The following is an 18333-nucleotide window of genomic DNA, read 5'->3' as shown; positions in this document are numbered from 1 at the left end:
GCGCAGTAGATGCAACGGTCCGTTGCATTGCTTGTCTGGGCCCTTTCGCGGGTAAACCCGCTCCCGCAGAAATAACGCACAAGCGGGTTTACCTGTGAATGCGGCGGCGAGTACACCGAACCGGTCGCGTCTCAATATTGGTAGCGCAACAGCGCCTGGGGCAGGGCGTGCAGGGCGAAGAACGCCAACAGGGCAACGCAGGCCGGCAGTACCAGCCACCACACGCGCAGCGGCAAGGCCTGAAGGGGTTGGCGATGCTGCACCAGGGTCAGGCTCAGCGCGCAGACGCAACACGCCAACAGCGCTCCGGCAAGGATATCGGTCGGCCAATGGGCCCCCAGGTATACCCGCGACAAGGCGATCGCCAGTGCCGGCAGGCAGCCCAGCATCACCCAGGTCAGGCGCATGCGCGGTGGCTGGCCGCGTCCGGCCAGCACTGCCAGCACCAGGAAGAACGCAAACGACGCCGAGCTGTGGCCGCTGGGCATGCTGTAGCTGGTCAGTGGGTCGGTCAGTACTTCGGGGCGTGCGCGAGCGAATAGCCATTTCAACGTGCCGTTGGCGATCGCCGTACCCATCAGCGCGCCACCGGCGAACAGGGCATGACGCCACTGCCGTGCCAGCAACAGAAGCCCGGTGAGCAAGCCACCCAGGAACAGCTGTGTACGAAAATCTCCCAAGCGGGTGATCAGCACCACGGCGCCATCGACTGCCTGGCTACGGTGCTCCTGCACCAGGGTCATGATTCCTTGGTCGAATTCGTGCAGAAATGGCCAGCCCAAGAAGATGCCTGCCAGGGCGAGGAAGCTCAGGCCGGCGATCAGGCGTGTGCCGTAGCGCTGGTCACGCAGGCTGCTGTTGAGGCTAAAGCCGATCAGCACCGCCAATGTGCCGGCGATGACGCCTGCATCCAGCCAGAACCCTTCCGGCAGAGGTAGACGCATAGCCGCCCCGGTGGCCCAGCCCGGCAACAGGTAAGCCACCGACCAGCCGGCGCCGGCCAGCAGGCTGACGGCGATGAAGCGCGGCAGCGGCATGTCGAACATGCCTGCGACCATGGGCAGCATCGGTCGCAGCGGGCCGATGAAGCGTCCTACCAGCAAGCTGGCGATACCATAACGCTGGAAGTAGGCCTCGGCGCTGCCGATCCATTCCGGATGATGGCGCAATAGCGGCAGGCGGCGGATGTTCTGATGGAACCGCTTGCCCAGTGAGTACGACACCGCGTCCCCCAGCAGCCCGCCGAGAAAGCCCAGCAGCAATGTCTCGCCGAGGCTGAAGGCGCCGCTGCCGGCCAGCACGGCCACGGCGAATAGCAGAACGGTCCCCGGCACGATGATGCCGGCGATGGCCAGGCATTCCACGCAGGCCACCAGGAAAATCGCCAGGCCAAGCCACTGGGGGTTGGCGCTGAGCCAGCCGGTCAGGCTGTCGAGCCATTGGCCCATGGGGTCAGCTTCCTTGTTTCAGGATGGAAAAATCACGCCCTTCGACTTGGCCCCGGCGCAGCGGGTTCCGTGTACAAAAGCGCGCGTATTCGGCATCGACGAAGCGGTAGGGGAGATGTTCGTCGCGGCCATGGGGGATGCCCAGGCGAGTGGTCTGGATCACCTGCGCTACCACTGCACCGCAGTCCTCGACATACAGGCGCTCAGGGTCGAAACGCTTGGCGTCCCAGTCCGGCACTTTCAGGCCCAGGGCTCGACATAGCAGGGTCTGCCCCGCGCACAGGCGCTCGGCCGGACGCAGGTTGCCGCTGGCATCGGGATTGTTCAGTTGCATCTGCGCCAGGCTGTTGGCATCTGAAATCGCGTCCACCCAGGGGTAGGCGGATTTTATCAGCACGGCATTGCCCGGGCCGTGGGCGCTGAAGTTCAGCGAGTCGCCGCCGCGGGCGTAGTACATGTAGATGTGCCCACCATCGAGGAACAGCGCCTTGCGCTTTTCGGTGTAGCCGAGCGAGGCGTGGCTGCCTTTGTCGGTGAGGTAATAGGCCTCGGTCTCGATGATGCGTGCCGCGAGCCAGAGATTGCCCTGGCGGTGGCGGATCAGCTTGCCCAAAAGGTCCCGGGCCAAGGTCTGGGCGTCTCGGTCGAAGAAGCTGTCGGGCAGGGCGCGGGCCGGGCAGGGGGCTGTGTCTGGCATGCGGTCGGCTCGTGGTGGTCGGGGCGCAGATGATAGCAATTAATGGCTTAATCGAGGCTGAACCGAGGGGTAGCAGTGCCCCTTTCGCGGATAAAGCCGTTTTCGCATGCGCTGTGTCGTTTTCTGGGGGCAGTAGGTTGCCCCATGATCGGTTTGGCAAAATTTCGATATGGGTAGTTACATCTTTCCTACAGATCCTGTCGCTCATTTTCGACCATCCGCCACCCGCCGCTGGGCGTACCCGAGCGTGCCAGTTATAATCAGCCGATTTCCCCTTCGCCAAGACACCGAGCCCATGACTGAGTCCGTTCTTGACTACATGACCCGCCTGGGTCGCGCCGCCCGTGAGGCCTCGCGCGTGATCGGCCGTGCCAGCACCGCGCAGAAGAACCGCGCCCTGCAGGCCGCCGCAGACGCCCTGGATGCCGCCCGTGCCGAGCTGACAGCAGCCAATGAACAGGACCTGGCCAATGGCCGCGCCAATGGCCTGGAGCCGGCATTGCTGGATCGCCTGGCCCTGACCCCGGCGCGCATCGACGGCATGATCACCGGCCTGCGCCAGGTGGCCAGCCTGCCGGATCCGGTCGGTGCCATCCGAGACATGAGCTACCGCCCGTCGGGCATCCAGGTCGGCAAGATGCGCGTGCCGCTGGGCGTGATTGGGATCATCTACGAGTCGCGCCCGAACGTGACGATCGACGCCGCCAGCCTGTGCCTGAAGTCCGGCAACGCCACCATCTTGCGTGGCGGCTCCGAAGCCATTCATTCCAACCGCGCAATCGCCGCCTGCATCCAGCGGGGCCTGGCCGAGGCCGGCTTGCCGGCGGCCGTGGTCCAAGTGGTCGAGACTACCGACCGCGCGGCCGTGGGCGCGCTGATCAGCATGCCTGAGTTCGTCGATGTGATCGTGCCGCGTGGCGGTCGTGGCCTGATCGAACGCATCAGTCGCGATGCCCGGGTACCGGTGATCAAGCACCTGGACGGCATCTGCCACGTCTATGTCGACCAACATGCTGACCTGGACAAGGCCTGGCGCGTCGCGTTCAACGCCAAGACCTATCGCTACGGCATCTGCGGCGCCATGGAAACCCTGCTGGTGGATGCCACTGTCGCCGAGGCGTTCCTCCCGGAGATGGCCCGCCGCTTCCAGGAGAAGGGCGTCGAACTGCGCGGCTGCGAACGCACCCGAGCGATCATCGCCGCCAATCCGGCCAGCGAAGACGACTGGCACACCGAATACCTCGACGCGATCTTGTCGATCCGTGTCGTCGAAGGCCTGGACGCGGCCATCGAGCACATCAACCACTATGGCTCGCACCACACCGATTCGATCATCACCGAGCATCAGGGCCAGGCCCGGCGTTTCATGGCCGAGGTCGACTCGGCCTCGGTGATGCTCAACGCCCCGACCTGCTTCGCCGATGGTTTCGAGTATGGCCTGGGCGCGGAGATCGGCATCTCCACCGACAAGCTGCATGCCCGCGGACCGGTCGGCCTGGAAGGGCTGACCTGCGAGAAGTACGTGGTGATCGGTGACGGCCAGCTGCGCGGTCAGGAGTCCTGCTGAGTTGAGCAAGGCCCAGGCAGTCCGGCGCATCGGCATTCTCGGCGGCACTTTCGACCCCGTGCACATCGGTCACCTGCGCAGCGCGCTGGAAGTGGCCGAGTTCATGGCGTTGGATGAGCTGCGCCTGCTGCCCAACGCCCGGCCACCGCACCGCGACACCCCGCAGGTGGCACCCCAGGACCGCCTGGCCATGGTGCGTTGCGCCGTGGCCGGGGTCGAGCGGCTGAGTGTGGATGCGCGGGAGCTTTCGCGGGACAAACCGTCTTACACCATCGATACATTGGAGTCGATCCGCGCCGAACTCGGCGCTGACGACCAGCTGTTCCTGGTGCTGGGTTGGGACGCATTCTGCGGACTGCCCAGCTGGCATCGCTGGGAAGAGTTGCTGCAACACTGTCACATCCTGGTGCTGCAACGCCCGGATGCCGATGTCGAACCCCCTGACGAGCTGCGCAACCTGCTGGCTGCGCGCTCGGAGAGCGATCCCACCGCCATGTCCGGCCCGGCGGGGCACATTTCGTTCGTCTGGCAGACGCCGCTCGCGGTGTCCGCCACGCAGATCCGACAGCTGCTGGCCAGCGGCAAGTCGGTACGGTTCCTGGTGCCGGACGCAGTACTGGCCTATATCGAGGCGCACGACCTTTACCGTGCGTCGCACTGACGGCGCCACCAGGCGCCTCATTCATGAATTGAACGAGTTTCTTATGAGCAAGCAGAAAATCAACGGCGAAGAGCTGGTCAACCTGGCCAAATCGGCTTTGGAAGATGTCAAAGCCCAGGACATCCAGGTCATCGACGTGCGTGAAAAGCACAGCCTGACCGACTACATGATCATCGCCACCGGTACTTCCAACCGGCAGATCAACGCGATGGCCGAAAAGGTCCGCGAAATCGTCAAGCTCCAGGGTGTGCAACCGCTGGGCGAAGAAGGGAAGGGCGACAGCGACTGGGTCCTGTTGGACCTCAACGACGTCATCGTGCACATGATGACTGCCGCTGCGCGTCAGTTCTACGACCTCGAGCGCCTGTGGCTGGGTGCCGAGCAGAGCCGCTCCGCCGATGGCAAGCACCACAGCCCGGAAAACGCTCACAGCTATTCCGAAAACCTCAAGGACCGGGGCTGAGGAAACGCTGTGCGCCTGCGCCTGATCGCGGTCGGCTCGCGCATGCCCCGCTGGGTCGAGGAAGGCTGGCATGAATATGCCAAGCGCCTGCCCCCGGAGCTGTCGCTGGAGCTGGTGGAGATTCCGCTGAATACCCGTGGCAAGAATGCCGACGTCGCCCGCCTGATTCGCCAGGAGGGGGAGGCCATGCTGGCCAAGGTTCAGCCCGGGGAACGCATCGTCACCCTCGAGGTCCATGGCAAGCCCTGGAGTACCGAGCAACTGGCGGGCGAGCTGGATCGTTGGCGCCTGGATGCGCGTACGGTCAATCTCATGGTGGGAGGCCCGGAAGGCCTGGCGCCGGAGGTCTGCGCACGCGCCGAACAGCGTTGGTCGCTGTCGCCACTGACCCTGCCGCACCCGTTGGTAAGGATACTGATCGGCGAGCAGATCTATCGCGCCTGGACCGTACTGTCCGGGCACCCCTACCACAAATGAGCCTGTAAGCCCGTCCGATGTCGCAGCCGATTCGTCTGAAGGACCATGAGAAAGACGCCCGCCTGGTGCGCAGCCGCGTCGTGGTCGGCGCGGTGGCGGTCGTGCTGCTGGTGTGCGTCCTGATCGCCCGGCTCTACTACCTGCAGGTCATCCAGTACGACTACCACTCCACGCTTTCGGAAAACAACCGGGTGCACGTGCAGCCGATCCCGCCGACCCGCGGGCTGATTTTCGACCGCAACGGGGTGATCGTTGCTGACAACCGTCCCAGCTTCAGTCTCACCATGACCCGTGAGCGCTCAGGTGACTGGCGCCAGGTGCTCGACACCATCGTCGAGGTGCTGGAGCTGACGCCCGATGACCGGGCCCTGTTCGAAAAGCGCATGAAGCAGGGGCGCAGGCCATTCGAGCCGGTGCCTATCCTGTTCGAGCTCAACGAAGAGCAGATCGCCCGCATTGCGGTGAACCAGTTCCGTCTGCCGGGTGTGGACGTGGCGGCGCAGCTGGTGCGCCATTACCCACAGGGCGCGCATTTCGCCCATTCGGTGGGCTATGTCGGGCGCATCAACGAGAAGGAGCTCAAGAGCCTCGACCCGGTCAACTACAGCGGCACCCACCATATCGGCAAGACCGGCATCGAGCGTTTCTACGAGGCCGAGCTGCACGGCCAGGTGGGCTACGAGGAGGTCGAGACCAACGCCCGAGGCCGGGTTCTGCGGGTGCTCAAGCGCACCGACCCGGAGCCTGGCAAGGACATCGTACTGAGCCTTGACATCAAGCTGCAGGAGGCTGCCGAAGCTGCCTTGGGCGGACGTCGCGGCGCGCTGGTGGCCTTGGATCCGCGCACCGGCGAGGTGCTGGCGATGGTCAGCCAGCCGAGTTTCGATCCCAACTTGTTCGTCACCGGCATCAGCTTCAAGGCCTATGCCGAGCTGCGTGACTCGATCGATCGGCCGCTGTTCAACCGTGTCTTGCGCGGGCTCTATCCGCCCGGCTCGACCATCAAGCCGGCAGTGGCCATCGCCGGGCTGGACAGCGGTGTGGTGACCGCGAGCAGCCGGGTGTTCGACCCCGGCTACTACCAATTGCCCAACTACGATCACAAGTACCGCAACTGGAACCGGACCGGTGACGGCTGGGTCGATCTGGACACCGCAATCATGCGCTCCAACGACACTTACTTCTACGATCTTGCCCACAAGATGGGTATCGATCGCCTGTCCAGCTACATGAACAAGTTCGGCATCGGCCAGAAGGTTTCCCTCGACATGTTCGAGGAGTCTCCCGGGCTGATGCCATCGCGCGAATGGAAGCGCGCCACCCGTCGCCAGGCCTGGTTCCCTGGCGAGACTCTGATCCTCGGTATCGGCCAGGGCTACATGCAGGCTACGCCCTTGCAGCTGGCCCAGGCCACCGCATTGATCGCTAACAAGGGCAAGTGGAACCGTCCCCACCTGGCCAAGACCATCGAAGGCAAGCCGCCGGTGGACGAGAACCCGATGGAGGACATTGTCCTGCGTGACAAGTCCGACTGGGCCAAGGTCACCCATGGCATGGAGCAGGTGATGCATGGCGCCCGGGGTACCGCCCGCAAGGCCGCGCTCGGCTCCCAGTACCGCATCGCCGGCAAGAGCGGCACCGCTCAGGTGGTGGCGATCAAGCAAGGCGAGAAATACGACCGCAACAAACTCCAGGAGCGCCACCGTGACCACGCCTTGTTCGTCGCCTTTGCCCCTGCCGAAGATCCGAAGATCGTGGTCTCGGTGATGGTCGAGAACGGCGAATCCGGCTCCGGCGTCGCAGCGCCTGTCGTGCGCCAGGTGATGGACGCCTGGCTGCTCGACGAGAACGGCCGGCTCAAACCTGAATTCGCGCCTGCCACCGTTGTCCAGGAATCGGCCCAGTGAAGAACAATTTCGATCGCATGCTCTCCAGCGAGGACGTGATGCGTCGGCGTGCGAGCTTTCTGCAGCGCATCCATGTCGACGGCCCTTTGCTGGTCATCCTGCTGACCCTGGCGGCCGGCAGCCTGTTCGTCCTTTATTCGGCCAGTGGCAAGAACTGGGACTTGCTGCTCAAGCAGGCCACCTCGTTCGGCATCGGCCTGGTGTCGATGTTCGTCATCGCCCAGCTCGAGCCGCGCTTTATGGCGCGCTGGGTGCCCTTGGCCTATGTGGTCGGGGTGCTGCTGCTGGTAGTAGTGGACGTCATGGGGCACAACGCCATGGGGGCCACGCGCTGGATCAACATCCCGGGGGTGATCCGCTTCCAGCCCTCGGAGTTCATGAAGATCATCATGCCGGCGACCATTGCCTGGTACCTGTCCAAGCGCACTTTGCCGCCGCACCTCAAGCATGTGGCGATCAGCCTGGTGCTGATCGGCGTGCCGTTCATTCTCATCGTGCGCCAGCCGGACCTCGGGACTGCGCTGCTGATCCTGGCCTCGGGCGCCTTCGTGCTGTTCATGGGGGGGCTTCGCTGGCGCTGGATCATCAGCGTGATCGCCGCAGCGGTGCCGGTGGCGGTGGCGATGTGGTTCTTCGTCATGCACGACTACCAGAAGCAGCGAGTCCTGACCTTCCTCGACCCCGAGAGCGATCCATTGGGCACGGGCTGGAACATCATCCAGTCCAAGGCGGCGATCGGCTCGGGCGGTGTGTTCGGCAAAGGCTGGCTGCTGGGCACCCAGTCGCACCTGGATTTCCTCCCGGAAAGCCACACCGACTTCATCATCGCCGTGCTCGGCGAGGAGTTCGGTCTGGTCGGCATCTGCCTGTTGCTGTTGATTTACCTGTTGCTGATCGGTCGTGGGCTGGTGATCACCGCCCAGGCCCAGACATTGTTCGGCAAGTTGCTCGCAGGCAGCTTGACCATGACGTTCTTTGTATATGTATTCGTCAATATCGGTATGGTCAGTGGCCTTCTGCCCGTGGTTGGCGTGCCGCTGCCCTTCATTAGCTATGGCGGAACTTCGTTGGTGACGCTGCTGTCAGCGTTTGGCGTTCTGATGTCGATCCATACGCACCGCAAATGGATTGCACAGGTTTGAATAAGGTGAAGAATTTCATGCAAGTAGTGCGTGGCTGGGCTGCCCGTTGTGCGCCGTGGATTGGCGCGATGGGTTTGTTCGGCGCAGTCCAGCAGGCCAATGCCGGTGATTATGATGGCTCGCCCCAGGTGGCAGAGTTCGTCGGCGAAATGACCCGCGACTACGGCTTCGCCGGTGAGCAATTGATGGGCGTGTTCCGTGAGGTGCAGCGCAAGCAGTCGATTCTCGATGCGATCTCGCGTCCGGCCGAGCGGGTCAAGCCGTGGAAGGAATATCGCCCGATGTTCATCACCGACGCGCGCATTGCCCGTGGCGTGGACTTCTGGCGCCAGCACGAGGAGGCGTTGGCCCGCGCCGAGCAAGAATACGGTGTGCCGGCTCAGGTGATCGTCGCGATCATTGGCGTCGAAACCTTTTTCGGTCGCAATACCGGCAACTACCGGGTGATCGATGCCTTGTCGACCTTGGGCTTCGATTACCCGCCCCGGTCTGAGTTCTTCCGCAAGGAACTGCGAGAGTTCCTCCTGCTGGCTCGTGAAGAGCAACTCGATCCGCTGACCCTGAAGGGTTCCTACGCCGGGGCCATGGGCCTGCCGCAGTTCATGCCCAGCAGCTTCCGCAGCTATGCCGTGGATTTCGACGGCGACGGACACATCAATATCTGGAACAACCCCACCGATGCCATCGGCAGCGTCGCCAGTTACTTCAAGCGTCACGGTTGGGTGGCCGGTGAGCCGGTGGTCAGTCGCGCCCTGGTGCTCGGCGAGCGCGCAGACGAGGGGCTGACCACGGGTATCGAGCCGGTCAAGACCGTCGGGGAGTTGCGAGCGCTGGGTTGGTCGAGTCATGATGCGCTGCGCGATGATCTGCCTGTGACCGCCTTCCGCCTGGAGGGCGACAATGGCCCTGAATACTGGATGGGCCTGAAGAATTTCTACGCGATCACGCGTTACAACCGCAGCGTGATGTACGCCATGGCGGTGCATCAGCTTTCGGAACAGCTGGTTCAAGCACGGGGCGTCAAGTAATGCGCGCAAAGATCTCTGCCAACACTCTCAAACTGCTGACCTGCATGACTGTCGCCGTGCTGCTGGTCAGCTGTTCGTCCAACCGACCGACTCAGCAGAGCGGCAATGTCGTTCGCTCCAAGCCAGGGTTGGACATCAATCGTGCCCACAAGGACGGTGCGCCCTGGTGGGACGTGGACGTCAACAAGATTCCCGATGCCACGCCGACCGTACATACCGGTCCTTACAAAGCCAACCCCTACACCGTGCTGGGCAAGACCTACTACCCGATGCAGGACTCGCGCAACTACCGCGCCGAGGGGACGGCGTCGTGGTATGGCACCAAGTTCCATGGCCAGAACACCGCCAATGGCGAGCTCTACGACCTCTATGGCATGAGCGCGGCGCACAAGACCTTGCCGCTGCCTGCCTACGTGCGGGTGACCAATCTGGCCAACGGTCGCAGCGTGATCCTGCGCGTCAACGACCGTGGCCCGTTCTATTCCGACCGTATCATCGACCTTTCCTACGCCGCGGCGAAGAAACTCGGCTACGCCGAGATCGGCACGGCGCACGTGCGCGTCGAAGGCATCGATCCGCAGCAGTGGTGGGCCCAGCGGGGCCAGCAGCCACCGATGGTGCTCAAGGAGCCCCAGGTCGCCCAGACCCAGGCGATTCCGGCCAACACCGGCCGGGTCGAGCAATGGACTCCGCCGCCGCAGCAACACGCGGCACCCGTCGTGCCGGTCCAGGTGGGCGGCAACAATGTGCCTGCCGGCAACGGTGGCAGCTTCCTGCAGGTGGGCGCCTTCGCCAACCCCGATGCCGCCGAGTTGCTGCGCGCCAAGCTGAGCACCATGGTCAGTGCGCCGGTGTTCATCAGCTCCATCGTGCGCAACCAGCAGACTCTGCACCGTGTGCGCCTTGGACCTATCAACAGCCAGGGCGAGATCCAGCAGGCCCAGGACAGCATTCGCCTGGCCAACCTGGGGCAGGCCAAGCTGGTCACTGCCGACTGAGCTATCCGAGCGGCTAGCGACCAGCGGCAAGCGCCAAGCTGAGAGGGGCTTGCCACTCAAGCTGTCGGTTTTGTCATGAATTGCCGGGCGCTCCCATGTACAATGTTGGCTTTTGCCCGCCGCGACACAAAGCCGCATTTCGCGGGCCAGGCCCATGGCCGCAAAACCAGCCTGACTGGCGCTGGGCACATGACGTGTCCCAGGGAACATCAGACCATTAGCGATTTTCGAGAGACGGATGAACATCACCAACCTTGCCAAACGACTTTGCCTGCCCGTTCTGCTGATGATCATGCCTGCTGCCTTCGCAGCAGAGCAGATGATGCCAGCGCCACCGCAACTGGCCGCCAAGTCCTATGTACTGATGGATGCGTCCAGCGGCAACGTGCTGGTCGAGAACAACGGTGACGAACGCCTGCCGCCGGCCAGCCTGACCAAGCTGATGACCGCCTACATCGCCACCCTGGATATCCGTCGTGGCCAGATCGGCGAGAACGACCCGGTCACCGTCAGCGAGAATGCCTGGCGCACCGGCGGCTCGCGCATGTTCATCAAGGTCGGCAGCCAGGTCAGCGTCAGCGACCTGCTGCACGGCATCATCATCCAGTCGGGCAACGACGCCTCCGTCGCCCTGGCCGAGCACATCGCCGGCAGCGAAGATGCCTTCGCCGACATGATGAACAAGACCGCCGCCGACCTGGGCATGAGCAACAGCCACTTCATGAACCCCACCGGCCTGCCGAACCCGGAGCACTATTCCTCGGCCCACGACATGGCCCTGCTGGCGCGCGCGATCATCGACGAAGATCCGGCCCACTATGCGATCTACTCGCAGAAGGAGTTCTACTGGAACAACATCAAGCAGCCGAACCGCAACCTGTTGCTGTGGCGTGACAAAACCGTCGACGGCCTGAAGACCGGCCACACCGACGAAGCCGGCTACTGCATGGTGGCTTCGGCCGTCCGCGACGGCCAGCGTCTGATCGCCGTGGTGTTCGGCACCAACAGCGAACAGTCCCGCGCCGCCGAGACCCAGAAGCTGCTGACCTACGGCTTCCGCTTCTTCGAAACCCAGACCTTCTACCAGAAGGGCACCGAGCTGACCCAGTCCCCGGTCTGGAAAGGCGCCACCAGCCAGGTGAAGGCCGGCCTCGCCAACGACCTGACCCTGACTATGCCTAAAGGCCAATTGAAGCGCCTGCAGGCTTCGATGACCATGAACCCGCAACTGACCGCCCCGATCGCCAAAGGTGACGTGATCGGTAAAGTTGAAGTCAAACTGGACGAGAAAGTGGTTCACAGCGCCGACCTCATCGCCCTCGACGGCGTCGAGGAAGGTGGTTTCTTCCGCCGTATGTGGGATAGCATCCGTCTGTTCTTCTACGGGTTGTTCAACTGATACGTGACCTGCACGCCCCTGCGTATCCTGCAGGGGCGTTGTTGTTGCCACGGCTTACGAGGCCGTTTCCGCCATGAGCGAACCTGACGTCAAGTCGCACAAGATCGAATTCCCCTGCGACGATTACCCGATCAAGGTAATCGGCGATACCGTGGTCGGTTTCAAGGACACCGTGATCGAGATCCTGAGCAAGTATGCCAAGGTCGATCTGTCCACCCTGGCCGAGCGCCAGAGCAAGGAAGGCAAGTACACCACGGTGCAGTTGCACATCGTTGCTGAAAGCGAGAACCAGTTGCACGATATCAACAGCGCCCTGCGCGCGACCGGCATCGTTAAAATGGTGCTCTGATGCCTTCCTGCCTCGGTTTTCGCGATCTTGGCCTGCAGCCCTATGAACCGGTGCTGGAGGCCATGCGGCGCTTTACCGAGCAGCGCAGCCCGGACAGCCAGGACGAAATCTGGCTGGTCGAGCACCCCTCGGTCTTTACCCAGGGCCAGGCTGGCAAGGCCGAGCACCTGTTGGTCCCCGGCGACATCCCGGTGGTGCAGACCGACCGTGGCGGCCAGGTGACCTATCATGGCCCCGGCCAACTGGTGGCCTACCTGTTGCTGGATGTTCGTCGCCTGGGGTTTGGTGTACGCGAGCTGGTCACCCGGATCGAGCACAGCCTGATCGACCTGCTGGCCAGTTATGACGTCCAGGCCGTGGCCAAGCCCGATGCGCCTGGCGTCTATGTCGACGGGGCGAAGATCGCCTCCCTCGGCCTTCGAATCCGCAATGGCCGTTCGTTCCACGGCCTTGCCCTGAACGTGGACATGGACCTTGCGCCATTCCGCCGAATCAACCCCTGTGGGTATGCGGGGCTGGCGATGACCCAGTTGCGTGACCTGGCAGGTCCGATCGAACTCTCCGAGGTCAGGACAAGGCTGCGCGGACAGCTGGTCAAGCACCTCGACTATGCTGAGCAGACGACCCTCACGGGCGGAATCGACTGAATATGACAACAACTGTGCAAGAAGCCGTGCCGAACCCGGTACCCACCCAGGACGCCGCCGCGCGTCCCGCGCCAAAGAAAGTCGAAGCAGGCGTGAAGCTGCGCGGTGCTGAAAAGGTCGCGCGTATCCCGGTCAAGATCATCCCTACCGAAGAGCTGCCGAAGAAGCCGGACTGGATTCGCGTGCGCATTCCGGTTTCCCCGGAGGTCGACCGCATCAAGCAACTGCTGCGCAAGCACAAGTTGCACAGCGTGTGCGAAGAAGCCTCCTGCCCGAACCTGGGCGAGTGCTTCTCCGGCGGCACCGCGACCTTCATGATCATGGGTGACATCTGCACCCGTCGCTGCCCATTCTGTGACGTCGGCCACGGCCGGCCGAAGCCGTTGGACCTCGACGAGCCTAAGAACCTGGCCGTGGCCATCGCCGACCTGCGCCTGAAGTACGTGGTCATCACCTCGGTGGACCGCGATGACCTGCGTGACGGCGGTGCCCAGCACTTCGCCGACTGCATCCGCGAAATCCGCGCCCTGTCGCCTGGCATCCAGCTGGAGACCCTGGTGCCGGACTACCGTGGGCGCATGGACGTTGCCCTGGAAATCACCGCCCAGGAGCCGCCGGATGTGTTCAACCACAACCTTGAGACCGTACCGCGCCTGTACAAGGCTGCGCGTCCGGGTTCGGACTACGACTGGTCGCTGGACCTGCTGCAGAAGTTCAAGCAGATGGTCCCGCATGTACCGACCAAGTCTGGCCTGATGCTCGGCCTTGGCGAGACCGACGAAGAAGTCATCGAAGTAATGCACCGCATGCGCGAGCATGACATCGACATGCTGACCCTGGGCCAGTACCTGCAGCCTTCGCGCAGCCACTTGCCGGTGCAACGTTTCGTGCACCCGGATACCTTCGCCTGGTTCGCCGAGGAAGGGTACAAGATGGGCTTCAAGAACGTTGCCTCCGGCCCGCTGGTGCGCTCTTCGTACCACGCCGACCAACAGGCCCACGAAGCCAAGATCAAGCTCTGAGCCTGGTTGAGTGATCGATGCCGATGCACGCCGGAAGGCGGCATCGGCATTTTTGTTTCCGAGAGCTGCCCCTGAACGTGCAAGGAGTTGTTCGATGAACTGCGTTGAAACCCTGGATGCATCTCTGCCTGCAGCGCTGCCCGGCAATGCCTGTTTTGCCATCGTCGCCCCGGCCGGCCCGGCCCGGCTGGACGGGCGCAAGGCAAGCCAGTGGTTTGCCGACCGAGGCTACCAGTGCCGCCTGTTTCCGGGCGTCGGTCAGGCCGAAGGCTATCTGGCCGGCGCAGACCAGCAGCGTCTGGATGACTTGCATGGGGCGTTTGCCGATCCTGCAATCGACGCCATCCTGTGCATGCGCGGTGGCTATGGCAGCATGCGGCTGTTGGATCGGCTCGATTTCGACCTGATCCGCCAACACCCCAAGCCGCTGGTCGGCTATAGCGATATCACTGCCCTGCACACGGCGCTCCAGCGCCACGCTGGGCTCATCACTTTCCATGGCGGCATGCTCAATGCCGATCTGCTCGGCGCGAAGCAGGAGCCGACCGTCAGTTCATTGTTCGATCAACTGCACGGCAAGGTCCACCAGGGCGATGTACTGGCCCATCCCGATGCCTATCCACTGACCTGCGTGGCCCCTGGCATGGCCAGCGGGCGTTTGCTGGGCGGCAATCTATCGGTGCTGTGTGCGACCTTGGGGACGGTGGGCGAGATCGACAGCCAGGGCTGTATCCTGTTCATCGAGGATGTCAACGAGCCGCTGTACCGCGTAGACCGGCTACTCACCCAATTGCGTCTTGCCGGCAAACTGGACGGGATTCGCGGTGTGCTGGTGGGCGATTTTGCCGGAATCACCGTGCCGGCGATGACGCCGCTGCTGAAGGATATCTTCGGGCCGTTGGGTATCCCGGTATTGGCGGGGTGGCGCAGTGGGCATTGTGATCCCAACCTGTGTCTGCCGCTGGGGGCCAGGGTAAGGCTGGACAGTCAGGCCATGCGGCTGTCATTGGAGCAGTCGTTGTTTGAGCGCTAAGGCCTGGGCGCTGGCCTTGAGGCTTGCATAAGCTTGTGGGAGCGGGTCTACCCGCGCTCCCACAGGGCTGCGCTCGTTGCCAGGTTAGCGACGACGCAGGCTGTCGAGCAGCTTGTGGGTCGGGTACCCATCTGCCGGCCAACCCAGCGCCTGCTGGGCATTGCGGATGGCCTTGCGGGTATTGGCGCCGATGATGCCGTCGGCATTGCCGGCCTCGTGGCCGCTGGCGTTGAGCAGATCCTGTAGTTCGATGCGCTCGCTACGGCTCAGCGGCAGATCGTCCTTGGGCCAGCTACCGGCGATGAAGCCCCAGCCATAGAAGCGATCACCCAGCAGACTGACCGCCAGGGCGTAGGACGAGGAATTGTTGTACTTCAGGATCGCCCGGAAGTTGTCCAGCACCAGGAACGCCGGGCCACGAGCCCCTGCCGGCAGCAGCAGGGCGGCGGACAGCTGGCTGCTGCCTGCAGGCAGCTGGGTGCCGGCTGGCAGTTTCACGCCCAGTTGCAGCCATTCACTGACGCTCTTGCGCTGCACGCCATCGGCCAGCCAATAGTCGAAGCCTGCGGGCACTTGGACTTCGAAGCCCCACGGCTGCCCACGTTTCCAGCCCGAGCTTTGCAGGTAGTGGGCGGTGGATGCCAGGGCATCGGCTGTGCTGTTCCAGATATCGCGACGGCCATCGCCGTCGAAGTCCACCGCGTGGGTGTTATAGGTGGTCGGAATGAACTGGGTCTGGCCCATGGCGCCGGCCCAGGAGCCGCGCATGGCCTCGGGCTGGATGTCGCCGTTCTGCAGGATCTGCAGGGCGGCGATCAGTTGGTCCTGGGCGAAGGTCGGACGACGGCCTTCGTAGGCCAGGGTGGCCAGGGAGCGGATCACTGATTTGTTGCCCTGGAACTGGCCGAAGTTGCTTTCCATGCCCCAGACCGATACCAGCACCTGGCGGTCGACGCCATAGCGCTGCTCGATGCGCGACAACAACTCGGCATGTTGCTCGAGCAGCTTCTTGCCGTTGCGCACACGCAGCGGCGACAGGGCGCCGTCGAGGTATTCCCACACCGGGCGGGCGAATTCGGGTTGGCTGCGGTCGGCCTTGATCACGTCCATGTCGGGTGTGACGCCTAGGAAGGCGCGATCGAAGGTGTTGGCACTGATGCCGGCTTGCAAGGCCTGCTGGCGGAAGCCTGCCTGCCATTGGGCGAAGGTTTGCAGGGGCTGGATGTCGTTGCTGGTGTCAGGCGTGGTGCCCGGCAGGGACACGTTCGGCGCAGGCTGCGCGGGGGCCAGCGGCAAGGCGTCGGCGGCGGTGGGTTTTTCCGCACAGGCGACGAGCAGGATGAAGCTGGAGGCTGCGATCAGCTGGCGAGACGGCCAGCGCAGGGACAGACGAAAGGGCATGCACAGATCCAGAATTGCGGTTCAGGTGCCGACCATATCATGACTGGGGGTTTCCTGCCTTCATGCGGCCAAAAAGCAAGAAGCCTCCCAATCTCTCGATTGGAAGGCTTCGCGGCGGTAGCTGCCTTTGCCCTTGTTCGGTCGTTCCTGGCGGCAGCGGAACAGTGGCTGGGCGATGATGGACTTGGCCTTGTTCGGCCCGTGCTTCTTCGGCTTCTTGCTCATGGCGATACCCCGGTTGGGTGGATGTCGGGGCGCACTGTAAGACCAGGGTAGGGCAGGAGCCAATTGATTGTATTTATGGGCAGATAGGGGCTGTCTTGCAGACTTTTTCAGCCCATTGCTGGCTTCGCCAGCCCCTACAGGAATAGTGCAGATAGCTTACTCGCCAGGCAACGCCAGGCGTTGCCCGGCCATCAGCAGCGCCAGTCGCGCCAGCCCCGTCCAGGGGGAACCTTCGGCCTGACCTTTGATCTGGGCGTCGATGCGCTGAGCATCCTGCAGCAACTGCGCCCAACGCTGCGCGGACAGGCGCTGGAGAGCTTTGCTGACCAGTGGTCGGCGTTTATCCCACACAGGTGGTCGTGCCTGGCTGAAGGCCTTGTCCAGCGGCACGCCTTGGCTGAATTGCTGGGCAAGCCCAGCCAGCAGGCGCAACTCGCGCGCCAGGGCCCAAAGGATGACTGGTGGCTCGACCCCTTCGCCGCGCAAGCCTTCCAGCATGCGCAGGGCGTGGGCCGCCTCGCCGTTGAGGATGGCATCGACCAGCCCGAACACGTCGAAGCGAGCGCTGTCGGCTACGGCGGCCTGCACGGTTTCCACCGTGATCTGGTTGCCTTCGGCTAACAACTTGAGTTTTTCGATCTCTTGGGCGGCTGCCAGTAGGTTGCCTTCGACCCGCGCGGCGATCAGGTCGACCGCGTCACGTTGGGCGGACAGTCCGGCCTGGGACAGGCGCTGATTGATCCACTGTGGCAGTTGCTGCGCGTCGACTGGCCAGATCTGGATGAATTGGCAGTGCTGGCCTTCGATCAGCGCCTTGCCCCATTTGGTCTTCTGCGCGCTGCCGTCGAGTTTGGGCAGGCTGACCAGCAGTAATGTGTCTTCGGCCGGGTTGGCGCAGTACTCCATTAACGCGGCAGCGCCCTTGTCGCCGGGCTTGCCCGATGGCAGGCGCAGCTCCAGCAGGCGCCTTTGGGCGAACAAGGAAAGGCTGGCGCCGGCCTGGAGCAGGGTGCCCCAATCGAAATTGGCGTCGGCACTGAACACCTGGCGTTCGTCGAAGCCCTGCTGGCGAGCCGCGGTACGGATGGCGTCGGCGGCTTCCTGACAAAGCAGCGGATCGTCGCCGCTGACCACGTAGACCGGGGCCAGGGCACCTTGCAGGTGTTTGTTGAGTTGGGCGGGGGAGAGCTTCATGGTGGATGCGGGGGCACCCGAAGGTGCCCCGTTCGGCCTCGGTCAGTTGGCCGGAACTTCCATTGGGGATTGCTGCGGCGTTTCGTCCTGCTGGCGGCGGGCCGCCTCCTGGGCCTGGGCTTCGGCCTTGGCGCGTTCTTCTGCTTCGCGCTGCAGCTCGTCCAGGTGGCCCGGGGTCAGCATTTGCAGGCGAACGAGCATGGCCTGGACCAGATCGCGGCGCATTTCTTCGCGGGCTTGGGTGGCTTCCTGGTCGGAGCCTGTGATGTTGTCGCCGTCATGCACGTAGATCTTGCGCACTTCGATCTTGTCGCTCAGCAGCGGGATGTCGTTCAGGCCCAGCATGCTGTAATTGAGCACGGTGGTGAGTTCGTATTCGACCGACCGGTTGCCGCCGCTATAGGTGGCGGCGCGCTGGGTTTGCTGCTCGTCGGTCAGCACCAGGCGGTAGGGGGCGCCTGAGTGGACATTGACGCCGTTGCGCTTGAGGGATTCGCGCAGCTCGGTCACGGTCTCGCCATAAGCATTGCGCGCGCGCAGGTCCATTTCCTTGATGCTCAGCTCGGTGGTGCCGGTGCCGCGCAGCTGGAAACCGCAGGCGCTGAGCACGACGGCCAGGCCCATTACCAGCAGATTGCGTTTGATCATGTTGTAGCTCCCTTGTGGGCCAATTCC

The 18333-nt window shown here is 63.5% G+C and carries 19 protein-coding genes; 13 read left to right on the top strand and 6 right to left on the bottom strand.

Annotated features, from left to right (window positions below; all coding sequences use genetic code 11):
• Positions 1-131: 131 nt before the first annotated feature.
• Complete coding sequence (locus tag R6G97_RS22375) at positions 132-1448, bottom strand: bifunctional DedA family/phosphatase PAP2 family protein (protein WP_182816511.1); 1317 nt, start codon at positions 1446-1448, stop codon at positions 132-134.
• A 4-nt stretch (positions 1449-1452) separates the two neighbouring features.
• Positions 1453-2145, bottom strand: a complete 693-nt coding sequence (locus R6G97_RS22370; RefSeq protein WP_317847541.1) for a DNA-3-methyladenine glycosylase — start codon at positions 2143-2145, stop codon at positions 1453-1455.
• 295 nt (positions 2146-2440) lie between these two features.
• Between R6G97_RS22370 and R6G97_RS22365 the strand changes: the two genes are divergently transcribed.
• The 13 genes from R6G97_RS22365 (at position 2441) to R6G97_RS22305 (ending at position 14838) form a co-directional block, all read left to right on the top strand.
• Entirely contained in the window at positions 2441-3712 is a 1272-nt protein-coding gene (locus R6G97_RS22365) for a glutamate-5-semialdehyde dehydrogenase (protein ID WP_102082032.1), read from the top strand.
• Between the two features lies 1 nt (position 3713).
• Positions 3714-4373, top strand: coding sequence for a nicotinate-nucleotide adenylyltransferase (nadD, locus tag R6G97_RS22360; protein WP_043211166.1), 660 nt, complete (start codon positions 3714-3716; stop codon positions 4371-4373).
• A gap of 43 nt (positions 4374-4416) precedes the next feature.
• Complete coding sequence (gene rsfS, locus R6G97_RS22355) at positions 4417-4836, top strand: ribosome silencing factor (RefSeq protein WP_043211169.1); 420 nt, start codon at positions 4417-4419, stop codon at positions 4834-4836.
• A gap of 9 nt (positions 4837-4845) precedes the next feature.
• On the top strand, positions 4846-5313 hold the full coding sequence (gene rlmH, locus R6G97_RS22350) for a 23S rRNA (pseudouridine(1915)-N(3))-methyltransferase RlmH (RefSeq protein ID WP_043211172.1): 468 nt from the start codon (positions 4846-4848) through the stop codon (positions 5311-5313).
• 17 nt (positions 5314-5330) lie between these two features.
• Positions 5331-7220 (top strand): penicillin-binding protein 2, encoded by a 1890-nt coding sequence (mrdA, locus tag R6G97_RS22345; RefSeq protein ID WP_043211174.1) that lies wholly within the window; start codon positions 5331-5333, stop codon positions 7218-7220.
• Positions 7221-7258: 38 nt separating this feature from the next.
• Positions 7259-8362, top strand: a complete 1104-nt coding sequence (gene rodA / locus R6G97_RS22340) for a rod shape-determining protein RodA (RefSeq protein WP_052352461.1) — start codon at positions 7259-7261, stop codon at positions 8360-8362.
• Positions 8363-8367: 5 nt separating this feature from the next.
• A complete protein-coding gene (mltB, locus tag R6G97_RS22335) occupies positions 8368-9390 on the top strand; it encodes a lytic murein transglycosylase B (protein WP_180962724.1) in 1023 nt (340 codons plus the stop codon).
• Positions 9390-10388, top strand: coding sequence for a septal ring lytic transglycosylase RlpA family protein (locus tag R6G97_RS22330; RefSeq protein WP_043211179.1), 999 nt, complete (start codon positions 9390-9392; stop codon positions 10386-10388). Before mltB ends, R6G97_RS22330 begins: the two co-directional genes overlap by 1 nt.
• 238 nt (positions 10389-10626) lie before the next feature.
• Positions 10627-11787 (top strand): D-alanyl-D-alanine carboxypeptidase family protein, encoded by a 1161-nt coding sequence (locus R6G97_RS22325; RefSeq protein ID WP_043211181.1) that lies wholly within the window; start codon positions 10627-10629, stop codon positions 11785-11787.
• A 73-nt stretch (positions 11788-11860) separates the two neighbouring features.
• Positions 11861-12136, top strand: coding sequence for a DUF493 domain-containing protein (locus tag R6G97_RS22320; protein ID WP_043211184.1), 276 nt, complete (start codon positions 11861-11863; stop codon positions 12134-12136).
• Positions 12136-12783 (top strand): lipoyl(octanoyl) transferase LipB, encoded by a 648-nt coding sequence (gene lipB, locus R6G97_RS22315; RefSeq protein ID WP_090346793.1) that lies wholly within the window; start codon positions 12136-12138, stop codon positions 12781-12783. The genes R6G97_RS22320 and lipB overlap by 1 nt, the downstream gene beginning before the upstream one ends.
• A gap of 2 nt (positions 12784-12785) precedes the next feature.
• Complete coding sequence (gene lipA / locus R6G97_RS22310; protein ID WP_043211188.1) at positions 12786-13805, top strand: lipoyl synthase; 1020 nt, start codon at positions 12786-12788, stop codon at positions 13803-13805.
• Positions 13806-13899: 94 nt separating this feature from the next.
• Positions 13900-14838: a S66 peptidase family protein gene (locus R6G97_RS22305; RefSeq protein WP_182816501.1), complete on the top strand. Its 939-nt coding sequence runs from the start codon at positions 13900-13902 to the stop codon at positions 14836-14838.
• Positions 14839-14922: 84 nt separating this feature from the next.
• Here the strand turns inward: R6G97_RS22305 and R6G97_RS22300 are convergent, their stop codons facing one another.
• The 4 genes from R6G97_RS22300 to R6G97_RS22285 all read right to left on the bottom strand — a co-directional run bounded on the left by R6G97_RS22300 (position 14923) and on the right by R6G97_RS22285 (position 18306).
• Positions 14923-16239 (bottom strand): lytic murein transglycosylase, encoded by a 1317-nt coding sequence (locus R6G97_RS22300; protein WP_043211191.1) that lies wholly within the window; start codon positions 16237-16239, stop codon positions 14923-14925.
• Between the two features lie 60 nt (positions 16240-16299).
• Positions 16300-16464 (bottom strand): alternative ribosome rescue factor ArfA, encoded by a 165-nt coding sequence (gene arfA / locus R6G97_RS22295; RefSeq protein ID WP_043211193.1) that lies wholly within the window; start codon positions 16462-16464, stop codon positions 16300-16302.
• A 156-nt stretch (positions 16465-16620) separates the two neighbouring features.
• A complete protein-coding gene (holA, locus tag R6G97_RS22290; protein ID WP_043211196.1) occupies positions 16621-17658 on the bottom strand; it encodes a DNA polymerase III subunit delta in 1038 nt (345 codons plus the stop codon).
• 42 nt (positions 17659-17700) lie between these two features.
• Positions 17701-18306, bottom strand: coding sequence for an LPS-assembly lipoprotein LptE (locus tag R6G97_RS22285; protein WP_043211198.1), 606 nt, complete (start codon positions 18304-18306; stop codon positions 17701-17703).
• Between the last annotated feature and the right edge of the window lie 27 nt (positions 18307-18333).

It is taken from the genome of Pseudomonas sp. HTZ2, from assembly GCF_033173945.1.
In the GTDB taxonomy this organism is placed as follows: Bacteria; Pseudomonadota; Gammaproteobacteria; order Pseudomonadales; family Pseudomonadaceae; genus Aquipseudomonas; species Aquipseudomonas guariconensis.
This window is presented reverse-complemented; position numbering and strand designations above follow the sequence as displayed.